This window comes from Alteromonas sp. ABV2_168, from assembly GCF_056161165.1.
The window spans coordinates 84,628-105,562 of sequence record NZ_JBSWYQ010000001.1; the positions used below are offsets into that span (position 1 = coordinate 84,628).

General features: G+C 49.6%; 15 protein-coding genes. 7 read left to right on the forward strand and 8 right to left on the reverse strand.

Annotation, left to right across the window (positions count from 1 at the left end):
• Positions 1–20: 20 nt before the first annotated feature.
• Together ACXAH4_RS00450 and ACXAH4_RS00455 are read right to left on the reverse strand one after the other, a co-directional pair.
• On the reverse strand, positions 21–554 hold the full coding sequence (locus tag ACXAH4_RS00450) for a DUF6702 family protein (protein WP_474848693.1): 534 nt from the start codon (positions 552–554) through the stop codon (positions 21–23).
• Entirely contained in the window at positions 544–3,003 is a 2,460-nt protein-coding gene (locus ACXAH4_RS00455; protein WP_474848691.1) for a M1 family metallopeptidase, read from the reverse strand. Before ACXAH4_RS00455 ends, ACXAH4_RS00450 begins: the two co-directional genes overlap by 11 nt.
• A 249-nt stretch (positions 3,004–3,252) precedes the next feature.
• On the opposite strand from ACXAH4_RS00455, the gene proB reads away from it, so the two are divergent.
• Genes proB through ACXAH4_RS00470 form a run of 3 tightly spaced genes read left to right on the forward strand, consistent with a single transcriptional unit; the run spans position 3,253 to position 5,766 of the window.
• Positions 3,253–4,353, forward strand: coding sequence for a glutamate 5-kinase (proB, locus tag ACXAH4_RS00460; RefSeq protein WP_474880277.1), 1,101 nt, complete (start codon positions 3,253–3,255; stop codon positions 4,351–4,353).
• Positions 4,354–4,404: 51 nt separating this feature from the next.
• The gene (locus tag ACXAH4_RS00465) at positions 4,405–4,836 is read left to right on the forward strand and encodes an acyl-CoA thioesterase (RefSeq protein WP_119503180.1); all 432 of its coding nucleotides are present in this window, start codon (positions 4,405–4,407) and stop codon (positions 4,834–4,836) included.
• Positions 4,837–5,766 (forward strand): D-2-hydroxyacid dehydrogenase, encoded by a 930-nt coding sequence (locus ACXAH4_RS00470; RefSeq protein ID WP_474880279.1) that lies wholly within the window; start codon positions 4,837–4,839, stop codon positions 5,764–5,766.
• A gap of 6 nt (positions 5,767–5,772) precedes the next feature.
• Here the strand turns inward: ACXAH4_RS00470 and ACXAH4_RS00475 are convergent, their stop codons facing one another.
• Positions 5,773–6,042 (reverse strand): hypothetical protein, encoded by a 270-nt coding sequence (locus ACXAH4_RS00475; RefSeq protein ID WP_474842236.1) that lies wholly within the window; start codon positions 6,040–6,042, stop codon positions 5,773–5,775.
• 162 nt (positions 6,043–6,204) lie between these two features.
• Here ACXAH4_RS00475 and ACXAH4_RS00480 point away from each other — a divergent pair, with 162 nt between their 5' ends.
• Positions 6,205–6,705 (forward strand): RNA polymerase sigma factor, encoded by a 501-nt coding sequence (locus tag ACXAH4_RS00480; RefSeq protein ID WP_474848686.1) that lies wholly within the window; start codon positions 6,205–6,207, stop codon positions 6,703–6,705.
• Positions 6,695–7,276 (forward strand): hypothetical protein, encoded by a 582-nt coding sequence (locus ACXAH4_RS00485; protein WP_474848684.1) that lies wholly within the window; start codon positions 6,695–6,697, stop codon positions 7,274–7,276. Before ACXAH4_RS00480 ends, ACXAH4_RS00485 begins: the two co-directional genes overlap by 11 nt.
• Positions 7,277–7,284: 8 nt before the next feature.
• Here the strand turns inward: ACXAH4_RS00485 and ACXAH4_RS00490 are convergent, their stop codons facing one another.
• The 3 genes from ACXAH4_RS00490 to ACXAH4_RS00500 are packed head-to-tail and all read right to left on the reverse strand — an operon-like array spanning position 7,285 to position 13,852.
• The gene (locus ACXAH4_RS00490; RefSeq protein ID WP_474880637.1) at positions 7,285–8,304 is read right to left on the reverse strand and encodes an LLM class flavin-dependent oxidoreductase; all 1,020 of its coding nucleotides are present in this window, start codon (positions 8,302–8,304) and stop codon (positions 7,285–7,287) included.
• The gene (locus ACXAH4_RS00495) at positions 8,304–12,047 is read right to left on the reverse strand and encodes a translocation/assembly module TamB domain-containing protein (RefSeq protein WP_474880281.1); all 3,744 of its coding nucleotides are present in this window, start codon (positions 12,045–12,047) and stop codon (positions 8,304–8,306) included. The genes ACXAH4_RS00490 and ACXAH4_RS00495 overlap by 1 nt, the downstream gene beginning before the upstream one ends.
• Positions 12,044–13,852, reverse strand: a complete 1,809-nt coding sequence (locus tag ACXAH4_RS00500) for an autotransporter assembly complex protein TamA (RefSeq protein ID WP_474848680.1) — start codon at positions 13,850–13,852, stop codon at positions 12,044–12,046. The genes ACXAH4_RS00495 and ACXAH4_RS00500 overlap by 4 nt, the downstream gene beginning before the upstream one ends.
• Before the next feature lie 420 nt (positions 13,853–14,272).
• Here ACXAH4_RS00500 and ACXAH4_RS00505 point away from each other — a divergent pair, with 420 nt between their 5' ends.
• A complete protein-coding gene (locus ACXAH4_RS00505; RefSeq protein ID WP_474848678.1) occupies positions 14,273–15,487 on the forward strand; it encodes a multidrug effflux MFS transporter in 1,215 nt (404 codons plus the stop codon).
• A 70-nt stretch (positions 15,488–15,557) separates the two neighbouring features.
• Here ACXAH4_RS00505 and ACXAH4_RS00510 read toward each other — a convergent pair whose 3' ends face one another.
• Together ACXAH4_RS00510 and ACXAH4_RS00515 are read right to left on the reverse strand one after the other, a co-directional pair.
• Entirely contained in the window at positions 15,558–16,604 is a 1,047-nt protein-coding gene (locus ACXAH4_RS00510; RefSeq protein WP_474848676.1) for a hypothetical protein, read from the reverse strand.
• Between the two features lie 15 nt (positions 16,605–16,619).
• Positions 16,620–18,566: a hypothetical protein gene (locus tag ACXAH4_RS00515; protein WP_474848674.1), complete on the reverse strand. Its 1,947-nt coding sequence runs from the start codon at positions 18,564–18,566 to the stop codon at positions 16,620–16,622.
• A gap of 302 nt (positions 18,567–18,868) precedes the next feature.
• Here ACXAH4_RS00515 and ACXAH4_RS00520 point away from each other — a divergent pair, with 302 nt between their 5' ends.
• Positions 18,869–20,833 carry an alpha/beta hydrolase family protein gene (locus ACXAH4_RS00520; protein WP_474848672.1) on the forward strand — a complete coding sequence of 655 codons (1,965 nt, stop codon included), beginning with the start codon at positions 18,869–18,871 and terminating at the stop codon, positions 20,831–20,833.
• Positions 20,834–20,935 lie beyond the last annotated feature (102 nt).

Sequence of the window (20,935 nt, forward strand, 5' to 3'; positions counted from 1 at the left end):
CAATGTGAAGATATAAGACTTTAGTGGTGGCGCGCAGAGCTGTTAGCGAACTCCACACTGAGTAATTCCACGTTATCACGGAATGTCAGGGTTTTTACGTCGCCCTGTCCTTCCACGTTAAGTGTATTAATTTGTGCGGGCCACAAGTCTCTGAGTGCATCGTGACGGATACTGAGACCTTCCAGCGAAGGTGGTTGTTCGGTTTCCTGGTAAACCCAGAAAAACTTACCATCCACTTCATAACCTACGGTTTTCAGCCCCAGACTTTCGCCGTCTGCATTCAGTAATGCAAAGCGGGCCATCACGTAATCAGTGAAAGCCTGCTGAGTGGTTTTGTCATCCAGAATATCTGCACGCTTATCGAACAGTGCTTTTACAGCATGTTCCGCATCATGCAGATTAAACCGGTGCATCACCTCAATATTTTCTGTTCTCGGATTGAACAGAACCGTGGTGATTGCCGCTTTAATCTGATGGGCAGAGACTGCCTGACAAACCATCATCAGCAGAGCCGCAAAGCTCCACTGAATCATGCGGTGAGACTTAGTTGTCATCACCCTCTCCGTCATCTGTTTTCAGTTCAGCTTTGCTGTCCTGCATCAGATCCATTGAGGTACGGGCTTCGCTCTTCTTCGCCTTATACGCTTCGATACGTGAAGGAATAATGCGGCGCGGGTAGTAGTTGTTTTCCACATCTACGTCAGCAGTTTCCCAGCGGGGATCCACAGTAACGCTTACCAGCTCTTTATCTTTGTCGGTCACGACCAGCTTAGAGACAGCTTTCGGTGTACGGCGCCAGATTTCAGCAGGAATACGCATTGACTGTTTGGTACCGTCTGCAAATTCCATTTCCAGCAGAATTGGCATAACCAGTCCGCCCAGGTTGCTGAAGTCCATGACGTAGTAGTTTTTGTCTTCACGTACAGCACGCTCAAAGGTTTCACGTTCCCACGGTTCCAGTTTGTTCAGGAATTCGCGGTACTTGTTGCGGTCTTTGTTAGTTGGTGTGTACTGATCATTGTCATCGTAGAAATCTTTGATGTCGTCGAAACGCTCAACCCATAGCTTGCGGCCTTCTTCACGGTTACGCTCGTCGGTCAGAGACAGAGGCTTATCCATTTCAGCTTCGCGCTGACGGGCCAGGTCGATGTCAGGATCTTTCGTGTCCAGGCGCAGCTTATACACACGGTCCAGTGAAATATCGACATGATCGGTAGTATAGAACCAGCCACGGAAGAACCAGTCGAGATCGACACCGGAAGCTTCTTCCATTGTCCGGAAGAAGTCTGATGGCGTTGGACGCTTGAACATCCAGCGCTGTGCATACTCTTTAAAGGCAAAATCAAACAGCTCACGGCCAAGAATGGTCTCGCGAAGAATGTTCAGTGCAACTGCCGGCTTGGTATAAGCATTCGGGCCCAGGTGCAGTACCGAGTCAGACTGGGTCATGATGGGTACCTGAGATGAAGACTTCATGTAGCCGGTAACATCGCGGGGTTCAACACCCCATGGAATGTTCGGATCCCACTCGCGGCCGGCAACGCCGTCCAGGAAGCTGTTCAGGCCTTCATCCATCCAGGTCCACTGACGTTCGTCAGAGTTAACGATCATCGGGAAGTAGTTGTGACCCACTTCGTGGATAACCACACCGATAAGGAAGCGCTTTTCAGACAGCGAGTAAGTACGTGAACCATCGTCCTGTAACTCAGTACGCGGGCCGTTGAAGGAAATCATCGGATATTCCATACCGCCAACAGGGCCGTTAACAGACTGGGCTGTAGGGTACGGGTAGCTGAAGGTGAAACGGTTATATACGTCCAGCGTATGCACCACTGACTCTGTAGAATATTTCTTCCACAGGTCGCCACCTTCTTTCGGATAGAAAGACATGGCCATAACGTGTTTCTGCGGGCCGTCCTGCTCTACGCCTTTGGCATCCCACATGAATTTACGTGAAGATGCCCACGCAAAGTCACGCACGTTGTCAGCTTTGAAGCGCCAGGTTTTGGTTTTGCCTGTGCCTTCTTTCTCGTTTTCCAGCGCTTCTTCGGCGGTTACGATAAAGACCGGGCGGTCAGCGGTTTTCGCTTCTTCCAGACGCTTACGCTGAGTGCTGGTAAGTACGTCTTTCGGGTTCTGCAGCACACCGGTAGAAGAAACAATGTGGTCAGCCGGTACGGTCATAGACACATCGTAGTTACCGAATTCCAGGGTAAATTCACCGCGGCCGATAAATTCTTTATTCGTCCAGGCTTCGTAGTCAGTGTAAGCCGCCAGACGGGGGAACCACTGCGCCAGCAGGAAGATGTCGTTGCCGCCTTCGCGTTCGTCATCAGGGAAGTGTTCATAACCTGAACGGGCAGAGACTGCGTCTTCTTCAACGATGTTGTAACCGAATTCGATGGTGAAATCGACTGATTTGCCGGGTTTCAGCGGTGTTGCCAGATCTACACGCATCAGCGTGCCTACAATCACGTGATGCAGCGCTTTACCGGCACTTTCAACGGCTTTAATTTGATAGCCCAGTTCGTGATCGTCAACGAATTGCTGACGGCGCAGTGCACCCATACTCAGTTTAGCCGGGCTGTCGCCGCTGGCTGACTGCGTCGCCGGACCACGGTTACCGATGCCGCCAAAGGTAGTGGTGAGGGCTGACATGGAATCATCACGGAATTTGTTCTGATCAAGCTGGATCCAAAGATACTTCAGCGTGTCAGGTGAATTGTTGTGATAAGAAATCTTTTCAGAAGCATCAATACGGCGTTTTTCTTCGTCGAGTTTTGCATTAATGACGTAATCGACTTGCTGCTGCCAGTACTGATGACCAGCTTCACCGGCGGCGTTTCTGTATACGTTAGGGGTAGGAAGTACTTCGTCGAGTTGTCTGAATTTATCTTCGAAGTCGCCCTTTGTTTGTTTTATCGCTGCGGAGGCAAACGGAGCCTGAACCAGTAAACCCAGTACAGGAGCCAGCCAAAGCAGTCGCTTTTGTCGCGTGCTCATATATATCCTTGTAACTTGAATCTAACTCTGACGAGTCTGATTTGTTATGTTATATCTTTTTTCAAAAGTAATGCAGTTTTTAGCCGTAGATAGCTATGTACTCACCGCAAACTGAAGCTTACATCACAGACCTTCAGATCAGAATAAACTGCGGCATGACAAATTGTTCTTTGGGAAAGCGCGGATATGCGTTTTTTTCTGAATGGGTTTGCAGTATTCTCAAACTCTCTTTGTTTATCAGTTATCTTCATGAGTAATTTCACCTGGCAGCGTGCCGTCGTAAAGGTCGGCAGCGCGTTAATCGCACCTGATGGTTTACATGTCAGTGCTAAGTATTTACTGCCCCTGGCGCGGTTCATTACCGAAAGCCGTGCTGCAGGAAAAGAAGTGATTGTCGTGTCATCAGGCAGTATTGCTGCCGGACGTGGACGGGTAACCATCAACCATCCGGCTTCTATTGCCGAAAAACAGGCCATGGCCGCGATCGGGCAGATGCAGATGATGGCGAACTGGCAGCGTTTTTTTGACTGTCCCTGTGCCCAGATTCTGGTGACTGCGGATGACCTTCGCGACCGTACCCGGTACGTCAATATTAAAAACACCCTGCGCGAATTACTTAAACATGAAGCGCTGCCCATTGTGAATGAAAATGACACCGTGGCGGTGGCCGAACTTAAAGTCGGCGATAACGACAATCTTGGTGCATATACTGCGCTGGTGGCACAGGCTGATACCCTGATCATGTGCTCGGACATCGACGGTTTGTACACCGCCGATCCCCGCAAAGATGCCTCGGCTACTCTGATCCCTGTTGTTGATTCCATTACTCCGGACATCTATGCACTAGCCGGCGGAGCGGGAACGTCCATGGGCACCGGCGGAATGCGGACGAAAATTGAGGCAGCGGATAAATGTACCCATAGCGGTATTCAAACGCTTATCGTCAACGGCCGTGATGGCAAAGCCTTTGATGCATTGCTCAAAGGCCAGTGCCCGGGAACATTATTTACTGCAAGGCAGTCCAGTCAGACCGCCCGATCTTTATGGTTAACCCATACGTTAAAAACCCGCGGTGTTATCAACATTGATGCGGGTGCCCGCCGGGCTATCACAGACCGGGGCGCTTCTTTACTGCCTTCCGGTGTCACCGGCATTTCAGGTAAATTTGTTGCCGGAGATGCAGTGGAGCTGCATTGCGACGGGAAAGCGCTGGCGAAAGGTCTGGCACTTTACGACGCCAAAGATCTGGCCCAGATAAAAGGGCAGAAAAGCAATCAAATCCGCCATATTCTCGGTTATGACTATGGAGAGGTGATTGTCCACCGCGACGACCTGGTGTTGTTGCCCTAGACGCATATAAGCCCGCAGGTGGTTTAGCTGAGAAGCAGAAGGAGTGAACGGATGACGGATTTTACACCGGGATTAAGTGACTACCCGTGGCATGTAGAGTTAACCACACGGTTACAGGATAACGATGAAAATGGCCATATCAACAATGTGGCGTTTTACAGCTTCTTTGATACGGGCGTGAGCCGTTTTCTCAAAGAGCGTTGTCCGGATGCCTCGCGGGATATTGTTGCCTATGTGGTAAGCTCCCAGTGTCAGTATATTTCTCCCGCTTCTTATCCGGAAAGTATTTTTGTTGGACTGCGTGTGGTTAAAGTCGGTCGCAGTTCAGTGACTTACGGGCTGTCTGTGTATGCCGGCGATGCTAAGCGCCGCGTGGCACACGGACAATTTGTCCATGTTTATGTTGAACGGCAGACCGATCATGCCGTGCCTGTTCCCGCTGATATCAAAGACGCACTGGAATCCATCAGGGAGGAATTCTGAATGAAGGCCGTGTTGCTGGATGCTGATACGCTGAAGCCGGAAGAACTTGATATTTCCTGCCTGACTGACCTGCCTGTGTCATTGACACAGTATGCCACCACAACAGCGGATGAGCGCAAAGAGAGAGTGCACGATGCTGATATCATCCTGGTAAATAAAGTGGTGCTGGACGCTGATGTGTTGCGTCATGCAAAGCAATGTAAGTACATAGGTGTTCTGGCAACCGGTACCAATAATATTGATAAAGACTGGTGCGGGCAGCACGGTATCGAGGTTGCCAATGTGGAAGGTTACGGCACTGACGCCGTTGCCCAGCACGCACTGATGCTGCTGTTAAATTTGTCTACCTCGTTTGCCCCTTACGCCCGCGATGTTAACGCCGGCAAGTGGTCTGCAGGGCCGCACTTTTGTTTGCTGGATCATCCGGCCATGGAGCTGGCGGGCAAACATCTGGTGATTGTGGGTTATGGCGAACTTGGTCAGCGTTTTGCTGAAATGGCAAAAGCGATGGGTATGCGTGTCACGGTTGCTGCCAGACCGGGCAAGGCGGATGACGACAGACCGTCGCTGGACAGCTTGTTACCTGATGCTGATGTGGTGTCGCTGCACTGTTTACTGACAGAGGATTCCCATCATCTCATCAATGCGCAGCGCCTGAGTAAAATGAAGCCGTCGGCTTTTCTTATTAATACCGCCAGAGGTGCGCTGATTGATGAAGCCGCGTTGTTACAGGCGCTGAAAAACGGGGACATTGCCGGCGCCGGACTTGATGGCCTGTCGACAGAGCCGCCCCCGGCAGATCATCCCCTGTTAAATACCGGTCTGCCTAACCTGCTTATCACTCCCCATTCTGCATGGGTGGCAAAAGAGGCGCGGCAAAGACTGGTGAATATTGCTGCCGGACGGTTGTCTGCCTTCCTGTCAAAGTAAGAACAGTTACAGCCGGTTGAGTTTCTGATTCAACTCGTAGGCAGGCTCTGTCACGATGGCTTCAAGGGCTGCGATACGGGCTTTCAGGGCTGCCATTTCTGAATCATCCCGTTTTTTTGCTGAGACTTTTTCACTGAATGAAGCCTGCATAAACGGGTTGGTGACCTCTCCGTTCATCCACGCGACCAGTTTCAGGTTATAGCGGGCATCAAGAAAGCATACGGTCAGGGAAACCGACAGCACACTCAGGATAATTATCACAGCGGTAATAGTCATGGTTGTCTCCGGGTAATCAGGGTTATTTTTAACCGCAATGGCGGCGTGTTGATCAGGTAGTCCTGGCGGAATAAAAAAAATTACAAATCACTGTAATTTTTTTCTTTGTCCCGCGACTATGACATTGGAAACAGGGAATTTTTGTATGAACGGGAACCCATTTTGGCCGAAGATTTCGCCAGCATATTAAAACAGTACAACGGATTACTGAGCCGTGTTGCCGCCGGTTACGAGGCCAATGATGCACTGCGTCAGGAATTGCTGCAGGAGATTGCTGTTGCAGTGTGGCAGGGACTGCAGCGCTTTGAACACAAGAGCAGCCTGAAAACTTACATTCTGAAAATAGCCCACAACCGTGCGGTCACGCATGTTGCTTCAAACGCCCGGCTTCCCCGCACTGATGAACTGGATGAAAACACTGAACACGGTGTGTCTGCATTATTAAACCCTGAAGACGCCACCGTACAGGACAAGCAATTACAAGCGCTCCTCTCAGTGGTACGTACCCTTCCTTTGCCGGGGCGTCAGGTGCTGACTTTATCCCTTGAAGGGCTGTCCTACGGGGAAATTGCAGATGTTTGCGGGATCACAACCAGCCACGCCGGTGTGCTGCTGAAACGCACAAAAGAAGAAGTGGTGAGGAGGTTAAATCATGACGAATAATACGGATGATCTGGCAGCCCTGTGGCAGACGCAGGACGTGCAGACTATAGACATCGACAAGCTACGGCGTGAACTCACCGGTCAGCGTCGCAAGCAGCGGCTGTACATCCTGATCGATCTCCTAAGCCCGGTGCCGCTCATACTGATGTTGTACATCATGGCAGATGAGCTGTCGTCTTTCTCCCGTACTGTGATCTGGGGATTGCTTATCATCACTATTCCGATGGTGGGATACCTGCTCTGGCTGCGCCGGCATGCAGCTTTCAGTAATGCCGTGAACACGCAGGCGTATGTGGATGTGCTTTACCGTCAGATAGCCAACAATGTGAAAATTGCCATGTTAACGAAGCATTCCTGCTGGCTTGCTGTTTTGTATCTGGCCGGCATACTGGGATGGGAACTGGTGACCGGTGAAAAAGCAGCTCAACCGGACTTTTCTTCAATGCGGTTCTACGGGGCTCTGGGGTTGGGAGTGGTGTTTTCTTTGCACTGTTACCTGTGGGGACAGCGCCGTGAACGCCGCTTCAGAGCCAGGCTACAGGAACTGGCTTTGATTAAAAACCAGTCCTGAGGCGTTGTTCAGGCTGCCCAGTCCTGCTTCGTCATCACTGACGTCAGGCTGCCAACATGACGGATTGCCTGTAAGCATTTTCCGGTATCGGTGACCGGGAATGAGAAAATCATCTCATCTACGCCGGTAGCCTCAATAAACTGTGCAATCTGGTGCTCAGCCTGCTGCGGCGTGCCGGTAATGGCAAAGCGGAGGGTGTTATTGATGGCCGCGATTTCGTATTCAGACAATACGGCTTCAATATGATCCACCGGAGCTGGCATGGGTTTGTTGGCCTGCTTTCTCAGGTTAGCAAATTGCAACTGGACCGACGTAAACAGCCGGGCAGCCTCGTCTTCGTCATCAGCGACTACAGCCATCACACCGGCGGATACTAAAGGTTTCTCCAGTTGTTCAGAGGGTCTGAAGCTGGCGCGGTAAACGCTTATGGCATCCTGCAACATTTCCGGTGCAAAATGGGAGGCAAATGAATAGGGTAAACCGAGCTGACCGGCAAGTTTTGCTGAGTAAAGGCTGGAGCCCAGCAGCCAAAGTGGTACACGAGTGCCTGCGCCCGGCATGGCGATAACTCCCTTGCCACCTTTGTCATCAGACAAATACGCCTGCAGAGCCTGCACATCGGCGGGATAGTCATCCACGCTGGCGTGCATATTTCTGCGAAGCGCCATGGCCGTCGCCATGTCTGTACCCGGCGCCCGGCCAAGGCCTAAATCAATCCGGCCCGGAAACAGTGTCGCCAGCGTACCGAACTGTTCGGCAATGACCAGCGGTGAGTGATTGGGCAACATAATGCCGCCGGAGCCGATACGGATATGGCGGGTGGCATTACCGATGGCCGCCAGTAATACTGCTGTTGCTGCACTGGCTACGCCCCGCATGCCGTGGTGTTCTGCCAGCCAGAGGCGCTGGTAGCCTTGTGCTTCTGCTTCTGCCGCAATGGCTTTGCTTTTTTCAAAGGCATCGGCTGCCGTCTGGCCTTCACCGATGTGCGCCAGGTCAAGAATGGAAAACGGTACAGATTGCATGATTACTCCTCGTCAGCCTCATCATCAGCTTTTTTCTCTGCTTCCTGCGGGCCGCCCAGAAAGAACTCATAATAAAAATCGATAGCAAATTCCGTTTGTTCTTCAATGGTTGTCTGTACACCTTCCACAAACAGTTTGGGTAACAGACGATAACGCAGTGCCAGGTCGGGTGGCTCCTGACGTCGTCTCAGTGTTTGCGTACTGCTGTTGTCTCCGCTCAGGCCCACGTCAACGTTGTATTGCACAGTAAGACGATCGTTTATGCGGCCATTCAATGATAACTTCGTTGCGCCGCCCCCTGCACTTGATGTGGTGCCGACGCTGAAATCTTCAATCCCCAGCGCACTGCCCACTTTGCCTTGAAGCTTCTCTGTATTGGATAAACCGAAGCCCAGCAGCAAGGCGTTGTAGTCTGGCGAAGAAGAACTGGATGACCCCGGGCCGGAGCCGGTTAACAGGTATGACAAACTGTTACTCTGGTTCATTGCCGGCTCAGAGAATAAGTTTATATTCGGGCTGTCAGCCGCGCCGTCAATGCGGATCCCTGCAACCACACCATCTTCAGTTTTGTCCGGGTCGCGGATAGCTTCAACCAGCAGCATAGGTTGATCCAACGGGCCGTTAAACTGCACTTCACCGGTCTGGATAATCAAGTCCTGACCATAGGCCTGGTAGCGTCCGTCAAGGATCTGCAAATCGCCGTATCCCACCAGTGCAGGATGGGTTCTGACTTCAATGCCGCCGTATAGATTAGCTGTCAGCCCGAAAGCATCCAACTTTACTTCGCCGGTTTTGTCTTTGTCGATGTTTACCATGACAGTGGCATCAATAATATCCAGCGGGTCTTCAACCGGCGGTTCGCCCCGTAAATGCACGTCTTTGGATGGCGAAACCGCACTGGCAGGCAGTTCTTCAATTTTTACTCTGGCCCAGGGCAGGTTCACATTACCGGTCACCTTTACGTTGTTGGGTTTGATGCTGGCTGTAATGTCAGGCGACACCTGCATGCGGATATCACGCTGGTTAATCTGGAAGCGTTTGCCTTTAAGGTTCACATTAGCGGTAAGCTCATCTTCCCAGCTAACATCGCCGGACAACGTCCCTTTTCCTTCACCGAGCAAAAACGCGCCGTTAAAGGTGGCACTGCGGTTAACGAATTCGATAGTCTGTTCCCAGTCGCCTATTTTCACCGGCATATCTTCAATATCCACATTGCCGTTTGTCAGCTTCACGCTGCCGGTGAGCGACGGTGAGCTTGCCGTGCCTTTAATTGCCAGCTGGCCGTTCAGTGCGCCTTCCAGTTCCCGTATCGCTTTTGACATGGGTTTGAACGGTGCGATGCGGATATTGTCGATATTCACCGTTCCTTCCAGCGGAATGTTTTCTTCAACGGGTCTGACTTTCATGTCGGCGTTTACCGCCCCCAGCTGTTCGCTGAGAATGTTCAGTGTGGAGGTAAGCAAATCATCTTCATACCGGCCTTTGGCGGAGACTTCATCAAGGTTCAGCTTCAGTTGCTGTTCAGGCCCCATTGTCCAGACAGACGGAGTGACTGCCAGATCAAAATTCGCTGTCATTGGCGCATTCTTGCCAAATTCACCGGTTGTATTCACCGACAGCTTCGCATCAGAACTGGCTGTAAATGTGTCGGGCAGCAGCTCATGGGCCCACAACCCGAGTGGCAGACCGTTCGCTTTGACAATCCATTTTGTCCGTTCATCTTTGAACAGCACATCTTCGATGCAAAGCTCACCGTTCTCACGGGACTCCCAACAATTCTCAGATATTTTCATGCTGAAAGGTTCTGGCCGCACTGCAACCCGGAAAGGCTGATTTAACTGCCACCGTGTTGTCAGCAATCCCAGCTGGCTGTTTGTGATGTCGGCGGTGTAGCGTTCATCTTTCCACGCGCCGTCCATTTCCAGTTTCAGATGATGATCAGGCAGGGTGAGATCCACATTAAAATTGTGTGCTGATAAAGAGCCGCTGATCCCCAGATTACCGTTCATTTCCCCCTGTTCAGCGGCCAGCGCACTCAGTACCGGCGATACTTTTACGCCGGTGAGTGTGATGTCACCTTCCGCCACCGGATCGCTCCATTCACCTTTGGCTTTGATACGACCTTTTATCTGACCGGATACATCAGGATAAAGCTGCTCAGTGGCGTCTACGTCCAGGTCGATATCTGCATTAATGTAACGCTGGTTAAATACTTGCGCGGCAACGTGAACCCGGTTTTTTTCCTGTACAACACCTAAGTTGGTAACAATTAAATCGCTGGCCTGAGAGTACACCAGTGATCCTGTCACGTTCAGCTCACTACCGTCCCTGATGCCGTCCACTGCAAGATCGGTAACGCTGACTTCAACGCCCTTGTCGGTGAGCTGCATCAGACTGGTTAGTCCGCCTTCAATTTGCGATGGTGCATAGGGCGACAAGCTGCGCGCTGAAATGCCGTTAAGTCTGGTTTTTCCCGACCAACTGACAGATTCATTTAAAAACAGTGTGCCGGTATTGGTAATTTTCCCTTCCAGGATATCCACTGTCAGGGCATTCACTGTGATGTTGTTGCTGTTGAGTACAACATCGGCATCAACGGGAATATCGCCGATATCCGGCAAGCTTGCACCGGTTTTGGCGGTAAAATGGTAGTTGCCCATGGTACCTGTGAGATCCAGCGCACCTTCCCACAATCTGGTGTCCTTAACGTCAGGTACAGGTTGCTCCGGCCAGCTAACAGAGAGTTCAAGGGGCAGCGTATCATCCAGAATGCTGGCGTTACCGGTCACGCTGGCTGAATATGTTCCGCTGGCATCAACATCCAGTGCTAAAGCTTTCAGGGAGCCGTCGGCAGACACGTTGACCTGCTCCTCCACACCGGCGGCATTAACATCAGCACTGGCTGCTAAAGACAGAGGATAATCTCCGGACAAGGTCACCTTTGCATCCGCATCGAGTTTGGCCAGCGTATGTTCCACGTGGAGCTTATCCAGTGCGATGTCGCTTGATTCCAGTGTAAGGGTACTGAAACTCAGCAGCGCCATTTCCTGCGTCACTGCGTCGCCCTGCTTTAACTGTGTATTACGCAGGGTGAAGTCTTGCACGGTGACCGGGATGGGGATGACGATTTCAGGCAGTTCCGGCGCTTTATAGCTCAGTGCATAACTCACCGGTTTGTCATCACCCGTTTTATCTGCTGCTTTCTCTGTACTTTCTGGCAGTGCGACAATAAGTCCTTCAATATTTACTGGTGACAGCGTCACCTCTTTAAAGGCCTGACCTTCCAGTGACAAAGACTGCAGAGTGATGTGACCTGCCAGCAACTTAACCGACACATCTGTAATACCTAATGCATTGATTTTCACCGGAACCGGAATTTCGACCGGTTCTGTACTTTCCGGTTCCGGCTCATCCTCAGCCGGTGCTCCGGAGAGTTGCTCAACACGGGGGCCATCAACATTCAGGTAGTCGATACACACTTTGGATGTGATGAGACAGCCCAAAACTACATTGATTTCAGCCCGTTTAACGTTTACCGACCACTGTTCGTTCTGCCAGCTTACGCCTTCTACAGAGAAGTCACTGAGTACCGTTCCGTTGATATTTTCGATATGTAATCCGTCGACAGCCTTGTTCGCAATATAGCGGATCACAGGCGTACCTAACGGACTGATGATAAGGCCTGCAATCAGTACAATCAGCAGCAGAATGGTAAAAAACCAGAAAGTGAACTTCCGTCTGCTCATAGTTCCGGCCCCAGAATAAAGTGAAGCCGCCAGCTGTTTTCGAATTCAGACAGACCTCTGGCACCATAAACCCGCACAGGTCCGATAGGCGATAACCAGTGAAAACCCACACCAAAGCCATAAGCCAGGCCTTCGTCAAAGTCGTTGGTTGCCGTACCGGCGTCAGTGAAGACCGCAGCACGCCAGTTTTCGGCTACACGGTAGGCGTATTCAACACTGGCCGTCACCAGGTAGCGGCCGCCCACCGACACGTCGGTCAGTTCCTCTCCGGTTTCCGGGTCGATAATGACGTCAACAACCTCTTCACCAGTCTCCGGGTCAATATAAACATTCTTTTTCGGTGAGATATCACGGTAAGCGAAGCCCCGGATACTCTGATCACCACCGGCGAAAAACCGCAGTGATGCAGGTACACGGTAAAAGTCATTGGTCTCAATGGCACCGCCCTCTGCTCTCAGCATCAGCCAGTGTTTATTGAGTGTGCGGATCATGCCGCCTTCCAAAACGGTTTTAGTGATATTGATGTCAGAACCGGCGTTGTCACGGCCAAACTGGAAAAACGCCTGGAGGTAGGTGCCTTTGGTGATATTCAGCGGGTCGTTACGATCCAGATAACGTATGGCGTACCCCGGCATGACCAACTGAGTTGTCTGTTCCACACTCGTACCCTGGGTGTAATTTTCCCGCAGATAAGTCAGCGAGCCGTCCTGCTGCCAGGGGGAATTGGCTTCCTGCCAGTAACGGTGAGCGGCAACGGTAAGGGTTTCAGCCTCGGTATTGGTATTGCTGTAATCAATAAACTGGTAACCGCCTTCAATACTGAGGTAGTCATTGGTGATGTCTTGCATTGGAATACGGTAGTCCACCGTAAACGACTGCTCCGGTGAAGATAAAAACAGTTCAGAGGTGACCGAATGCCCGCGGGTGTTGATCCATGGCCGTTCCCATTTTAACCGCAACCGGGCACCTGTATCTGTAGCTGCACCCAGGCCCACGTTAAAGGTATCCCTGGGCTTGTGTACCAGTGTAATCTCAACGGGCACGGTCAGATCCACCGCTTCGCTGACCACCGGACGGGCAATAACACGGGAGAAGTAACCCGACTGATTCAGACGGCGGTTAAATTCTGTCAGTTTCGCTGACGAGTAATACTCGCCGGATTCAAAGGGCTTTAACCGGTTGAGGATGGCTTCAGATTTCTGATCGCCAATCAGCTTTACTTCACCGAACTTATAGCGGGGGCCGCTCTGTGCGATAAGCAGAATATTGGCTGCTCTTTCTTCCCTGACCAGGTCGAGCCGCGTTGCCTGCCAGTTAAAGTCAAAATAACCGTGGGACAACGCGTAATTAAACATGGACGATTTAAAGTTTTCGTATACCGGCTGATTCAATACATCGCCTTTTTTCAGCGAAAAGGCATTAAAGCGGTCACGGAAATCTTTATCTTCACGGCCGGTACCGATGATCTCACGGGTAACATTGGTCACTGTTAGCGGCGTGTCCAGATTCACATGAAGGATCACATCATCGCCGGATACTTCTACGGTTGTCGTGCTGTTGTAATAGCCGAAAGGCTCAACCGCTGTTGACACAGTCGTGCCCAGCTCATCCTGCCAGAACGGGTCTGACAACACATCTTTGCTGATATCCAGACTGTTAAGGTGTAAACGGATATTATCTTCCAGTTTCCCGTCTTCTACGCCTTCAATATCCACATCGATGGCGAAGGTGCAAAATGCAGGTAACACAAGGGCGCAGGACAGCACAAAGCGCTGCCAGGCGTTAACAGTAAAACGGTGAATCATAACCGGGCGAATTTCCTTTTCCTGTGGTGCAGATGGAAAGTGTGCATTAAAGCCCCGTGATAGAAAGGCTCTCTTGCAAAAGCCGGAAAACAGTATTGATGGATGCCTACCCTAAAAAAACGGTCGTACAATGATAATGGTATTCGTAGAAACGATGCAAAACGATCATCTTTCAGACGCTATCAACTGCGTAAAATTGCCGTTGAAACTAAACCTGCATTATCACAGGCGTTAGAGTATATCCCGGACTGCAAAGTTCAAAAGGCGCTATTTTGCCGGGGTATGCGTTTTATCAAACCGGTTATGCTTTAAAAGGTGTAAATTTTCTACATTCCGGCGGTAAAGACTGACGCAATTTCCGGCAAATTCAGGCTATACTATGCGCCCTTTATTTTATGTCGATTAGAGTAGACAACACACATGTCAGAAAACCCTTCCCCAATTAAGCCAACGCTGGGCCTTGTCGAGTTTGTTGCTCTGATGGCGTTAATGACTTCATTGGTTGCCCTGAGCATCGACGCGATGTTGCCTGCTCTGATCCAGATTGGCGAAGCGCTGCATGCAGACGATCCCCATGATGCGCATCTGATTGTGTCTATTTTCTTCGGCGGCATGGCTTTCGGTCAGCTCTTTTTTGGCCCCTATTCTGATACCCGTGGCCGGCGGGAAGCCATTTTACTTGGCATCTCGATTTTCGTTGTAGGTACTGTGGTCTGTATGATGGCAGACGACATGTCTACCATGCTGGCCGGCCGTTTAATACAGGCATTCGGTGTTTCCGGTCCCCGTGTGGCTGCAATGGCGATCATCCGCGATTTGTATGTGGGCGATGCAATGGCCAGAGTGATGTCATTCATCATGATGGTTTTCATTCTGGTGCCGATGATTGCGCCGATGGTGGGTCAGGCTGTCCTGACGTTCTTCCACTGGACGCATATTTTTACGCTGTTTCTGATTGTCTCTGTGTTCACCGGCACATGGTTTTTGTCCCGTCAGCCGGAGACACTGCCTGCTGACCGGCGGGGCCGCTTCGCCTGGTCTAAATTTTTCCAGTCTTCGAAGTTTATTCTGACCCACGGAAACGTGATGGGTTATACCGTCGCCATGGGCTTTATGTTCGGTGCTTTCCTGGGATACCTGAGTGCTTCACAGACCATTTTTCAGGAATATTACGACACAGGCACCATGTTCCCGTTTATCTTTGCATTCCTCGCGTTCTCCATCGGCCTGGCATCGTTCTTTAACGGCACGATGGTAGTCCGCTTTGGTATGAAAAAGCTGGTGGGTATTGCGTTATACGGCGTTGTGGGTTTCTCTGTCGTTTTCCTGGCGCTTATCACGGTATTCAGCGGATTACCTCCTCTGACCTTGCTTCTGCCGGTTATGTTCTGCGGATTCTTCTTTGTGGGGATCCTGTTCGGTAATCTGAACGCCCTTGCAATGCAGCCTCTGGGACAGATGGCCGGCCTTGGCGCAGCCATCATCGGCTCCATGTCGAGTATATTCTCTGTTCCTATCGCCTTGTCTATCGACAGTTTCTTAAACGGCACCCTATATCCTATCGGTTTTGGCTTCCTGATCTTCTTCTCCCTCGCTTTTGTGAGCGTGAGATTTGCGGAAAAGTCGGTGCACTGAAACCGGCGGCAGGGCAGAAGATATGTAAGGGATTCCATACCGCTACTGTGTTTGTTCGTTATTGTTTTGCTTACTCTTTGGAATTTTCTGAAGCTTTGGGATTGTCATTTGTTTGCGCAGACGTTTTATCATCAGAATTGTCTTGCTGAGGTGTTACAGAATTAGTCGAATTTTGAGGCGTTTCAGTTCCATTTTCTGAATCTATAGCGACAGTGATCCGCACTGTTGTTAGTTCCCCTTTATCGCTGATCACTGAAATGACTGAATCACCAATAGCAATAGGGGAAATCGTAATCCGATCATTGGGATCATCACATGAAACTGATGCGACTAATGGAGCAGACGATGAGCAATTGGAAATTGCTTGACCTTTGTAAACTAGAACCTCGCGCTTATAGTTATCCTTATTGTTGCTAATTTTCTTCATCGTCAGGTCTGCGCTTGTCACTTCAACTTTAATGAGGTTATCAGTCATGGAAAAACGCGCATATTTGCCCATTGCTTTCTCCAGTTCCTCTATTTTCGGGATTGCACCAAGTAGTGTATCTCGCATAACTTTCAGAGCCGCCGAAGAACTTACAATAAGGGCGGCGCCTTGTGGGGTCAATTGATCTTCAGGAATCAGGTCTGTCTTATCATTCGCAACCTGTGCACGACTTTGTAGATATAACGCTTCAGCTGCTTCGATGAGCTCAAGAGCCTGCGAATATGCTTTGGCTTTTTCCCCAGCATTAATAATGTTGGCCATGTCGGGTGACAATGCACTTAAGCCGGCTAAGCCTGTGACAACATCAGGGTGAACACCAGTAGAAGCGGAAAAAGCAGAAGCAAGAGCTGCAAAAATAACCTGAAAACTGGCAAATGCTTCTTCTCCGACTCGCCCTTGCTTGACTTTTTTACGCAATGTGTCTTTCAGATAATGTGAAAATAGAAATACTTTTTTGTCATTAATTGAATAATCAACATTAAAGTTCTTCAGGTTTTGAATAGTACCAATGTCATAAGCTGGTACAGGGTTTACTGCAAGGATATGACTTTCCTTGCCTTCGTGAATAGTTGAGCAGCCAGTAAGTACTGAGAAAATAATTAATCCAGTAAGCGTAAAATGTTTTTTCATCCTTGAACACCTTCGTTAATTGACGGAATTTGTTTTAAATAATACGTCGCTGACAACAGGTTCTACGTAGCCCTCGCTTTTTTCGTTACCCTCTTTAGTGGTTTCAATAGGTAATGGTCTGACAACTTTTGGGGTGCATGCGACTATGTCCTTCTTTTTTACTAACTGATTGTTTTCATTGGTTATTTCCCATGTGGTGGGTAGCCAGTAATTAAGATCTCCGAAATCTCCATGTTTAACTGGCAATATTGGCTCTATACCATTTGGAAGAAATTCAATATTGTTAAAAGCTTTAAGTGTTACATTACCGTTAACACCCTCGAAGGCGTTCAATATTGCTGGTAGTGAAGAGCGAACATTTACTTCCGAGCCAAATGTTCTTTTGAGATGATGTTCTGGTTGATCGTGATATTTGTCGATGGAGACCAATAGTGAGCCTGAAGGACCTGCACCCCAGAGGTAATCTTCAGCAACCTCAGAAACTCGGTTCAGTGTAAGGTTGTAAAAATTAGTTTGGGGTGAATTCTTCATAATTTCCGGCACGATAGAGAGGGTTTCCTGTGTGCTTGCTGCTGCTGCCATATAGATAACATCACGCAAGATATCTGATTTTTGCCATTCTGATTGATAGCGTTGCAGTAAATTATTGATCGCGATAGTACCCATACTATGTCCGACTAACGTAAGCCGGATGTCTGCCTCAGGGAATTGACTTTGGAGCGCAAGCAAGCTCTCGAAAAAGGCACCTAGGGAGCTTCCAACACCATCTCTATAATCTTGTTGGAATTCGAGTTCTTTTTGTAGTCTGGCATCTGCATCGCCGGTCGGGTCAAACATATTCCTTGCCCTTCGTTTCATAACCTGCCATGCGTTACCTGCGAATGTCCCATTCCAAATGCCGCCAACTACATATCTGATTGGAGTTAACAGTATAAAAACTCCAACCTTGCCCCTATGCTTTAGAGAGCTTCTCTTGTATACAGAGCGATTTATGTATAAAAAACTCTCTTTGTCTTCAGTATCCGATTTCGCATTTAATCGTACTTTTTTTGCCTCGAAATCTGATGCATCTGTTTTTCCGTTGGGCTTACATTGAAGGTTATTGAATTGTAAGTTAGCTTCTTTCCATACATGAGATAGCAGTACGCTAGGATTAGAGGCCATCCTGTCTTTGTCATTGGTGAACTGATAGTACATGTTGGCAGGAAATTCGCCAATGGAGGTAACTATGTCTTCAAATAAAATAACTGGTGTGGACGCAAACGACAGGTTTGGGTTAACTCGTCGACCTTCCCTGATTGAAAGAAGGTGTTCTTCATATGTACTAAGGGCGCTCGACGGCCAAGATACAAAAATTGGATATTGCCAATCGTTAGTGACAGTTTTGAACCCTGGGTTAGGGTAATTACTAGTGGGGTGGCCGAGCGGTAAGCCCGATTTAATGTATTCTAACTGCTTTGATAGCCGCTCGTCTGAGTTGTCGTAATTGTTTAGACCACCATGAAAATAGACTAAGAATTTTATCGGAACTTTCCTGTCTATAAACATGCTCTTAAAAGACTCGTAGACTGTTTGATTACATGCTTTAAGAGTAAGGCCCATTTGGGCGCACTCATCTAATGTTTGAATAGCTTGATCACTAGTGTGAGTACAATGTGACAGCTTCGACTCGCCCATCTCACCTTCAAGGATGTATTCATTTCGACAGGCTAATTGCAGTGCGCTGGAAAAAATATGCTTGAATCTTTCGTTTACCTCTGAAAGCGTCATGTGACTTTTAAGCTGTTCATCATTAAAAACGAGCGAGTCTGACTGATTATCTGAATTAATAAGGTAGCCATGGCCAGATACCCGAAGAATGTGCCTAGCTACATTTTCTTCGTGTTGGGCACCGTAATAATTATTAGATGCGCACGCAGTTAGCATGACTGAAATTAGTACAAGCCAAACTAATTTAACCATTAAACAAACTCCTTTTGTTTTGATTAAATAATAGTCAGTTGTTTTGAGCTGAACAATGATGATTTTTTATTATATTTAAATAGGAACTTACTGAAAAAGTTATCAATCGCTGATTATAACTATACATCTTTGCTAAGTTAAAAAGCTTCTGATAAATAGCAGTTTCATTTGTTCTAAGTTACATTAATCCCTTATTCATGCCGTTTCTGAACGGGAATATCCGTTATGTTGTTTGCTTATATTGTTGGCTGTTTTCTTTACTGCTCGTCAGCTCAAAGAATCAATATTGGACGTGGTAGTTTATGAAATTATCATCAACCGATGCCGTTAAGTATGGCGGCTGGCCATCTCCTGTCTCCGCTCAGGCGGTTGTGCAGGGTAGCCGCGGTCTGTCCTCTCTGGCCGTCGATGGTGACTTTGTTTACTGGGTTGAGTCCCGGCCTGAAGAAGGTGGCCGGTGTACCATCATGCGCAGAAAAAAGGGAAAAAGTGGAGGTGAGCCGCAAGAGGTGCTGCCTGCACCGTGGAATGCAAGAACACGCGTACACGAATACGGTGGCCGTTCCATGTTGGTTAATAACGGCGTGGTCTGGTTTACGCATTTTAATGATCAGCGTGTTTACCGCATGGTCATTGGCGCAGCGCCGGTGGCTATCACTCCGGCAGCAAACATTCGTTTTGGAGCCTTTGAGCTTGATGCGCCCCGTAACCGGCTGATTTGTATCCGCGAAGATCATCGCGTATCCGGTGAGCCGGAGAATACGCTGGTCGCCATTCCGGCTGAAGGGATGTCAGAAGGCGACGTGCTTTTTTCAGGCAGCAGCTTTGTGTCTGCACCCGGCCTGTCCCCGGATGGCAAATCCGTTGCCTTTATCGCATGGAATCATCCGGATATGCCCTGGGATAACACTACGCTGTGGTCGGCTGCCTTTGCCGCTGACGGCAAACTGGAAGGGCTGACAGAACATAACCCGGATACCGGTGAATCGGCTATAGATCCCCAGTGGGATGCTGAAGGTAACCTGTACGTGCTGAGCGACCGGAATAACTGGTGGTCACTGTACCAGGTGTCGGGCACTGCATTTACTCTGTTGTCACCGCAGCCGCAGAATTCAGAGACAGGCGGACCGGCCTGGCAGGTGGGTAAGCATTACTACCGCATCCGTCAGGATGGCTCCATTCTGGCGAATGTGGTTCAGGGAGCCATTGGCCAGCTTTATCTGTTTGACAGAAAAACCGGCGAAATGCATGTGCTGACGCCGGAAAGTGCGGCTATTGAAGACTTTGTTGAGTCGGACTCTGCATTGTATGTCATTCAGGATCCGCAAACCCGCCCGGGTGAACTGATTGCCTTATCTGATTTAACCGCTGACTCCCCTGAAGTCAGTGTGATCACAACCTCCAGTGATTCCACGCTGCCCCCGGCGTGGGTGCCAGCCATTCAGGCAGTGAGTTTCCCGGTGGGTGAAAACGCGAAAGCATACGGCACGTATTTCCCGCCGGCGAATCCGGACGTGTCAGCACCAGAAGGCTGTGCGCCGCCACTCATTGTGATGATCCACGGCGGGCCGACATCAAAAGCGTCACCCACCTATTCAGTGAGTAAGTATTTCTGGACCAGCCGGGGCTTCGGTATTCTCGACCTTAATTATCGCGGCAGTACGGGTTATGGCCGTGAATATCGTCATGCACTTTACGGTGAATGGGGTGTAACCGATGTAGAAGATGCTGTAGCCGGCGCGCAGTGGCTGGCGGATCAGGGGCTGGCAGATGCCGGAAAGCTCATTATTCGCGGTGGCAGTGCCGGTGGCTATACGACGCTTGCGGCCCTGGCGTTCAGTGACGTGTTCAAAGCGGGTGCCAGTCATTATGGTGTCAGCGATCTTGAGGCGCTGGCGGGAGATACCCACAAGTTTGAATCCCGCTATCTTGACCAGGTGATCGGACCGTATCCGGAGCGAAAGGACTTGTACATTGAACGCTCACCCATCCATCATCTCGATGGCTTCAATGCGCCGCTACTGCTGCTACAGGGCCTGGAAGACAAAGTGGTACCTCCAAATCAGTCAGAGATGATTTTCGAAGCACTGAAAGACAAAGGAATTCCGACAGCTTACGTGTCGTTCGAAGGTGAAGGGCATGGTTTCAGAAAGTCTGAGAATATTGTGACAGCCCTGAATGCTGAGCTGTATTTCTATTCTCAGGTGCTGGGCTTTGATACTGCAGAGCCGTTACCGGAAATCGATATTGCAGGGCCTGGTAAATAATCAGCGCAGCGGTATGGCTTACTCAATTCAAGCGCCGGCGTTCTGCCGGTGTTTTTGTTTGCAGATATGGAATTTCAGGCATAAAAAAGCCCGACCAAAATG

Coding starts and splice junctions, on each gene's coding strand:
- ACXAH4_RS00450 (WP_474848693.1), bottom strand. CDS start 554: ATGACAACTAAGTCTCACCGCATGATTCAGTGGAGCTTTGCGGCTCTG.
- ACXAH4_RS00455 (WP_474848691.1), bottom strand. CDS start 3,003: ATGAGCACGCGACAAAAGCGACTGCTTTGGCTGGCTCCTGTACTGGGT.
- proB (WP_474880277.1), top strand. CDS start 3,253: ATGAGTAATTTCACCTGGCAGCGTGCCGTCGTAAAGGTCGGCAGCGCG.
- ACXAH4_RS00465 (WP_119503180.1), top strand. CDS start 4,405: ATGACGGATTTTACACCGGGATTAAGTGACTACCCGTGGCATGTAGAG.
- ACXAH4_RS00470 (WP_474880279.1), top strand. CDS start 4,837: ATGAAGGCCGTGTTGCTGGATGCTGATACGCTGAAGCCGGAAGAACTT.
- ACXAH4_RS00475 (WP_474842236.1), bottom strand. CDS start 6,042: ATGACTATTACCGCTGTGATAATTATCCTGAGTGTGCTGTCGGTTTCC.
- ACXAH4_RS00485 (WP_474848684.1), top strand. CDS start 6,695: ATGACGAATAATACGGATGATCTGGCAGCCCTGTGGCAGACGCAGGAC.
- ACXAH4_RS00495 (WP_474880281.1), bottom strand. CDS start 12,047: ATGAGCAGACGGAAGTTCACTTTCTGGTTTTTTACCATTCTGCTGCTG.
- ACXAH4_RS00500 (WP_474848680.1), bottom strand. CDS start 13,852: ATGATTCACCGTTTTACTGTTAACGCCTGGCAGCGCTTTGTGCTGTCC.
- ACXAH4_RS00505 (WP_474848678.1), top strand. CDS start 14,273: ATGTCAGAAAACCCTTCCCCAATTAAGCCAACGCTGGGCCTTGTCGAG.
- ACXAH4_RS00510 (WP_474848676.1), bottom strand. CDS start 16,604: ATGAAAAAACATTTTACGCTTACTGGATTAATTATTTTCTCAGTACTT.
- ACXAH4_RS00515 (WP_474848674.1), bottom strand. CDS start 18,566: ATGGTTAAATTAGTTTGGCTTGTACTAATTTCAGTCATGCTAACTGCG.
- ACXAH4_RS00520 (WP_474848672.1), top strand. CDS start 18,869: ATGAAATTATCATCAACCGATGCCGTTAAGTATGGCGGCTGGCCATCT.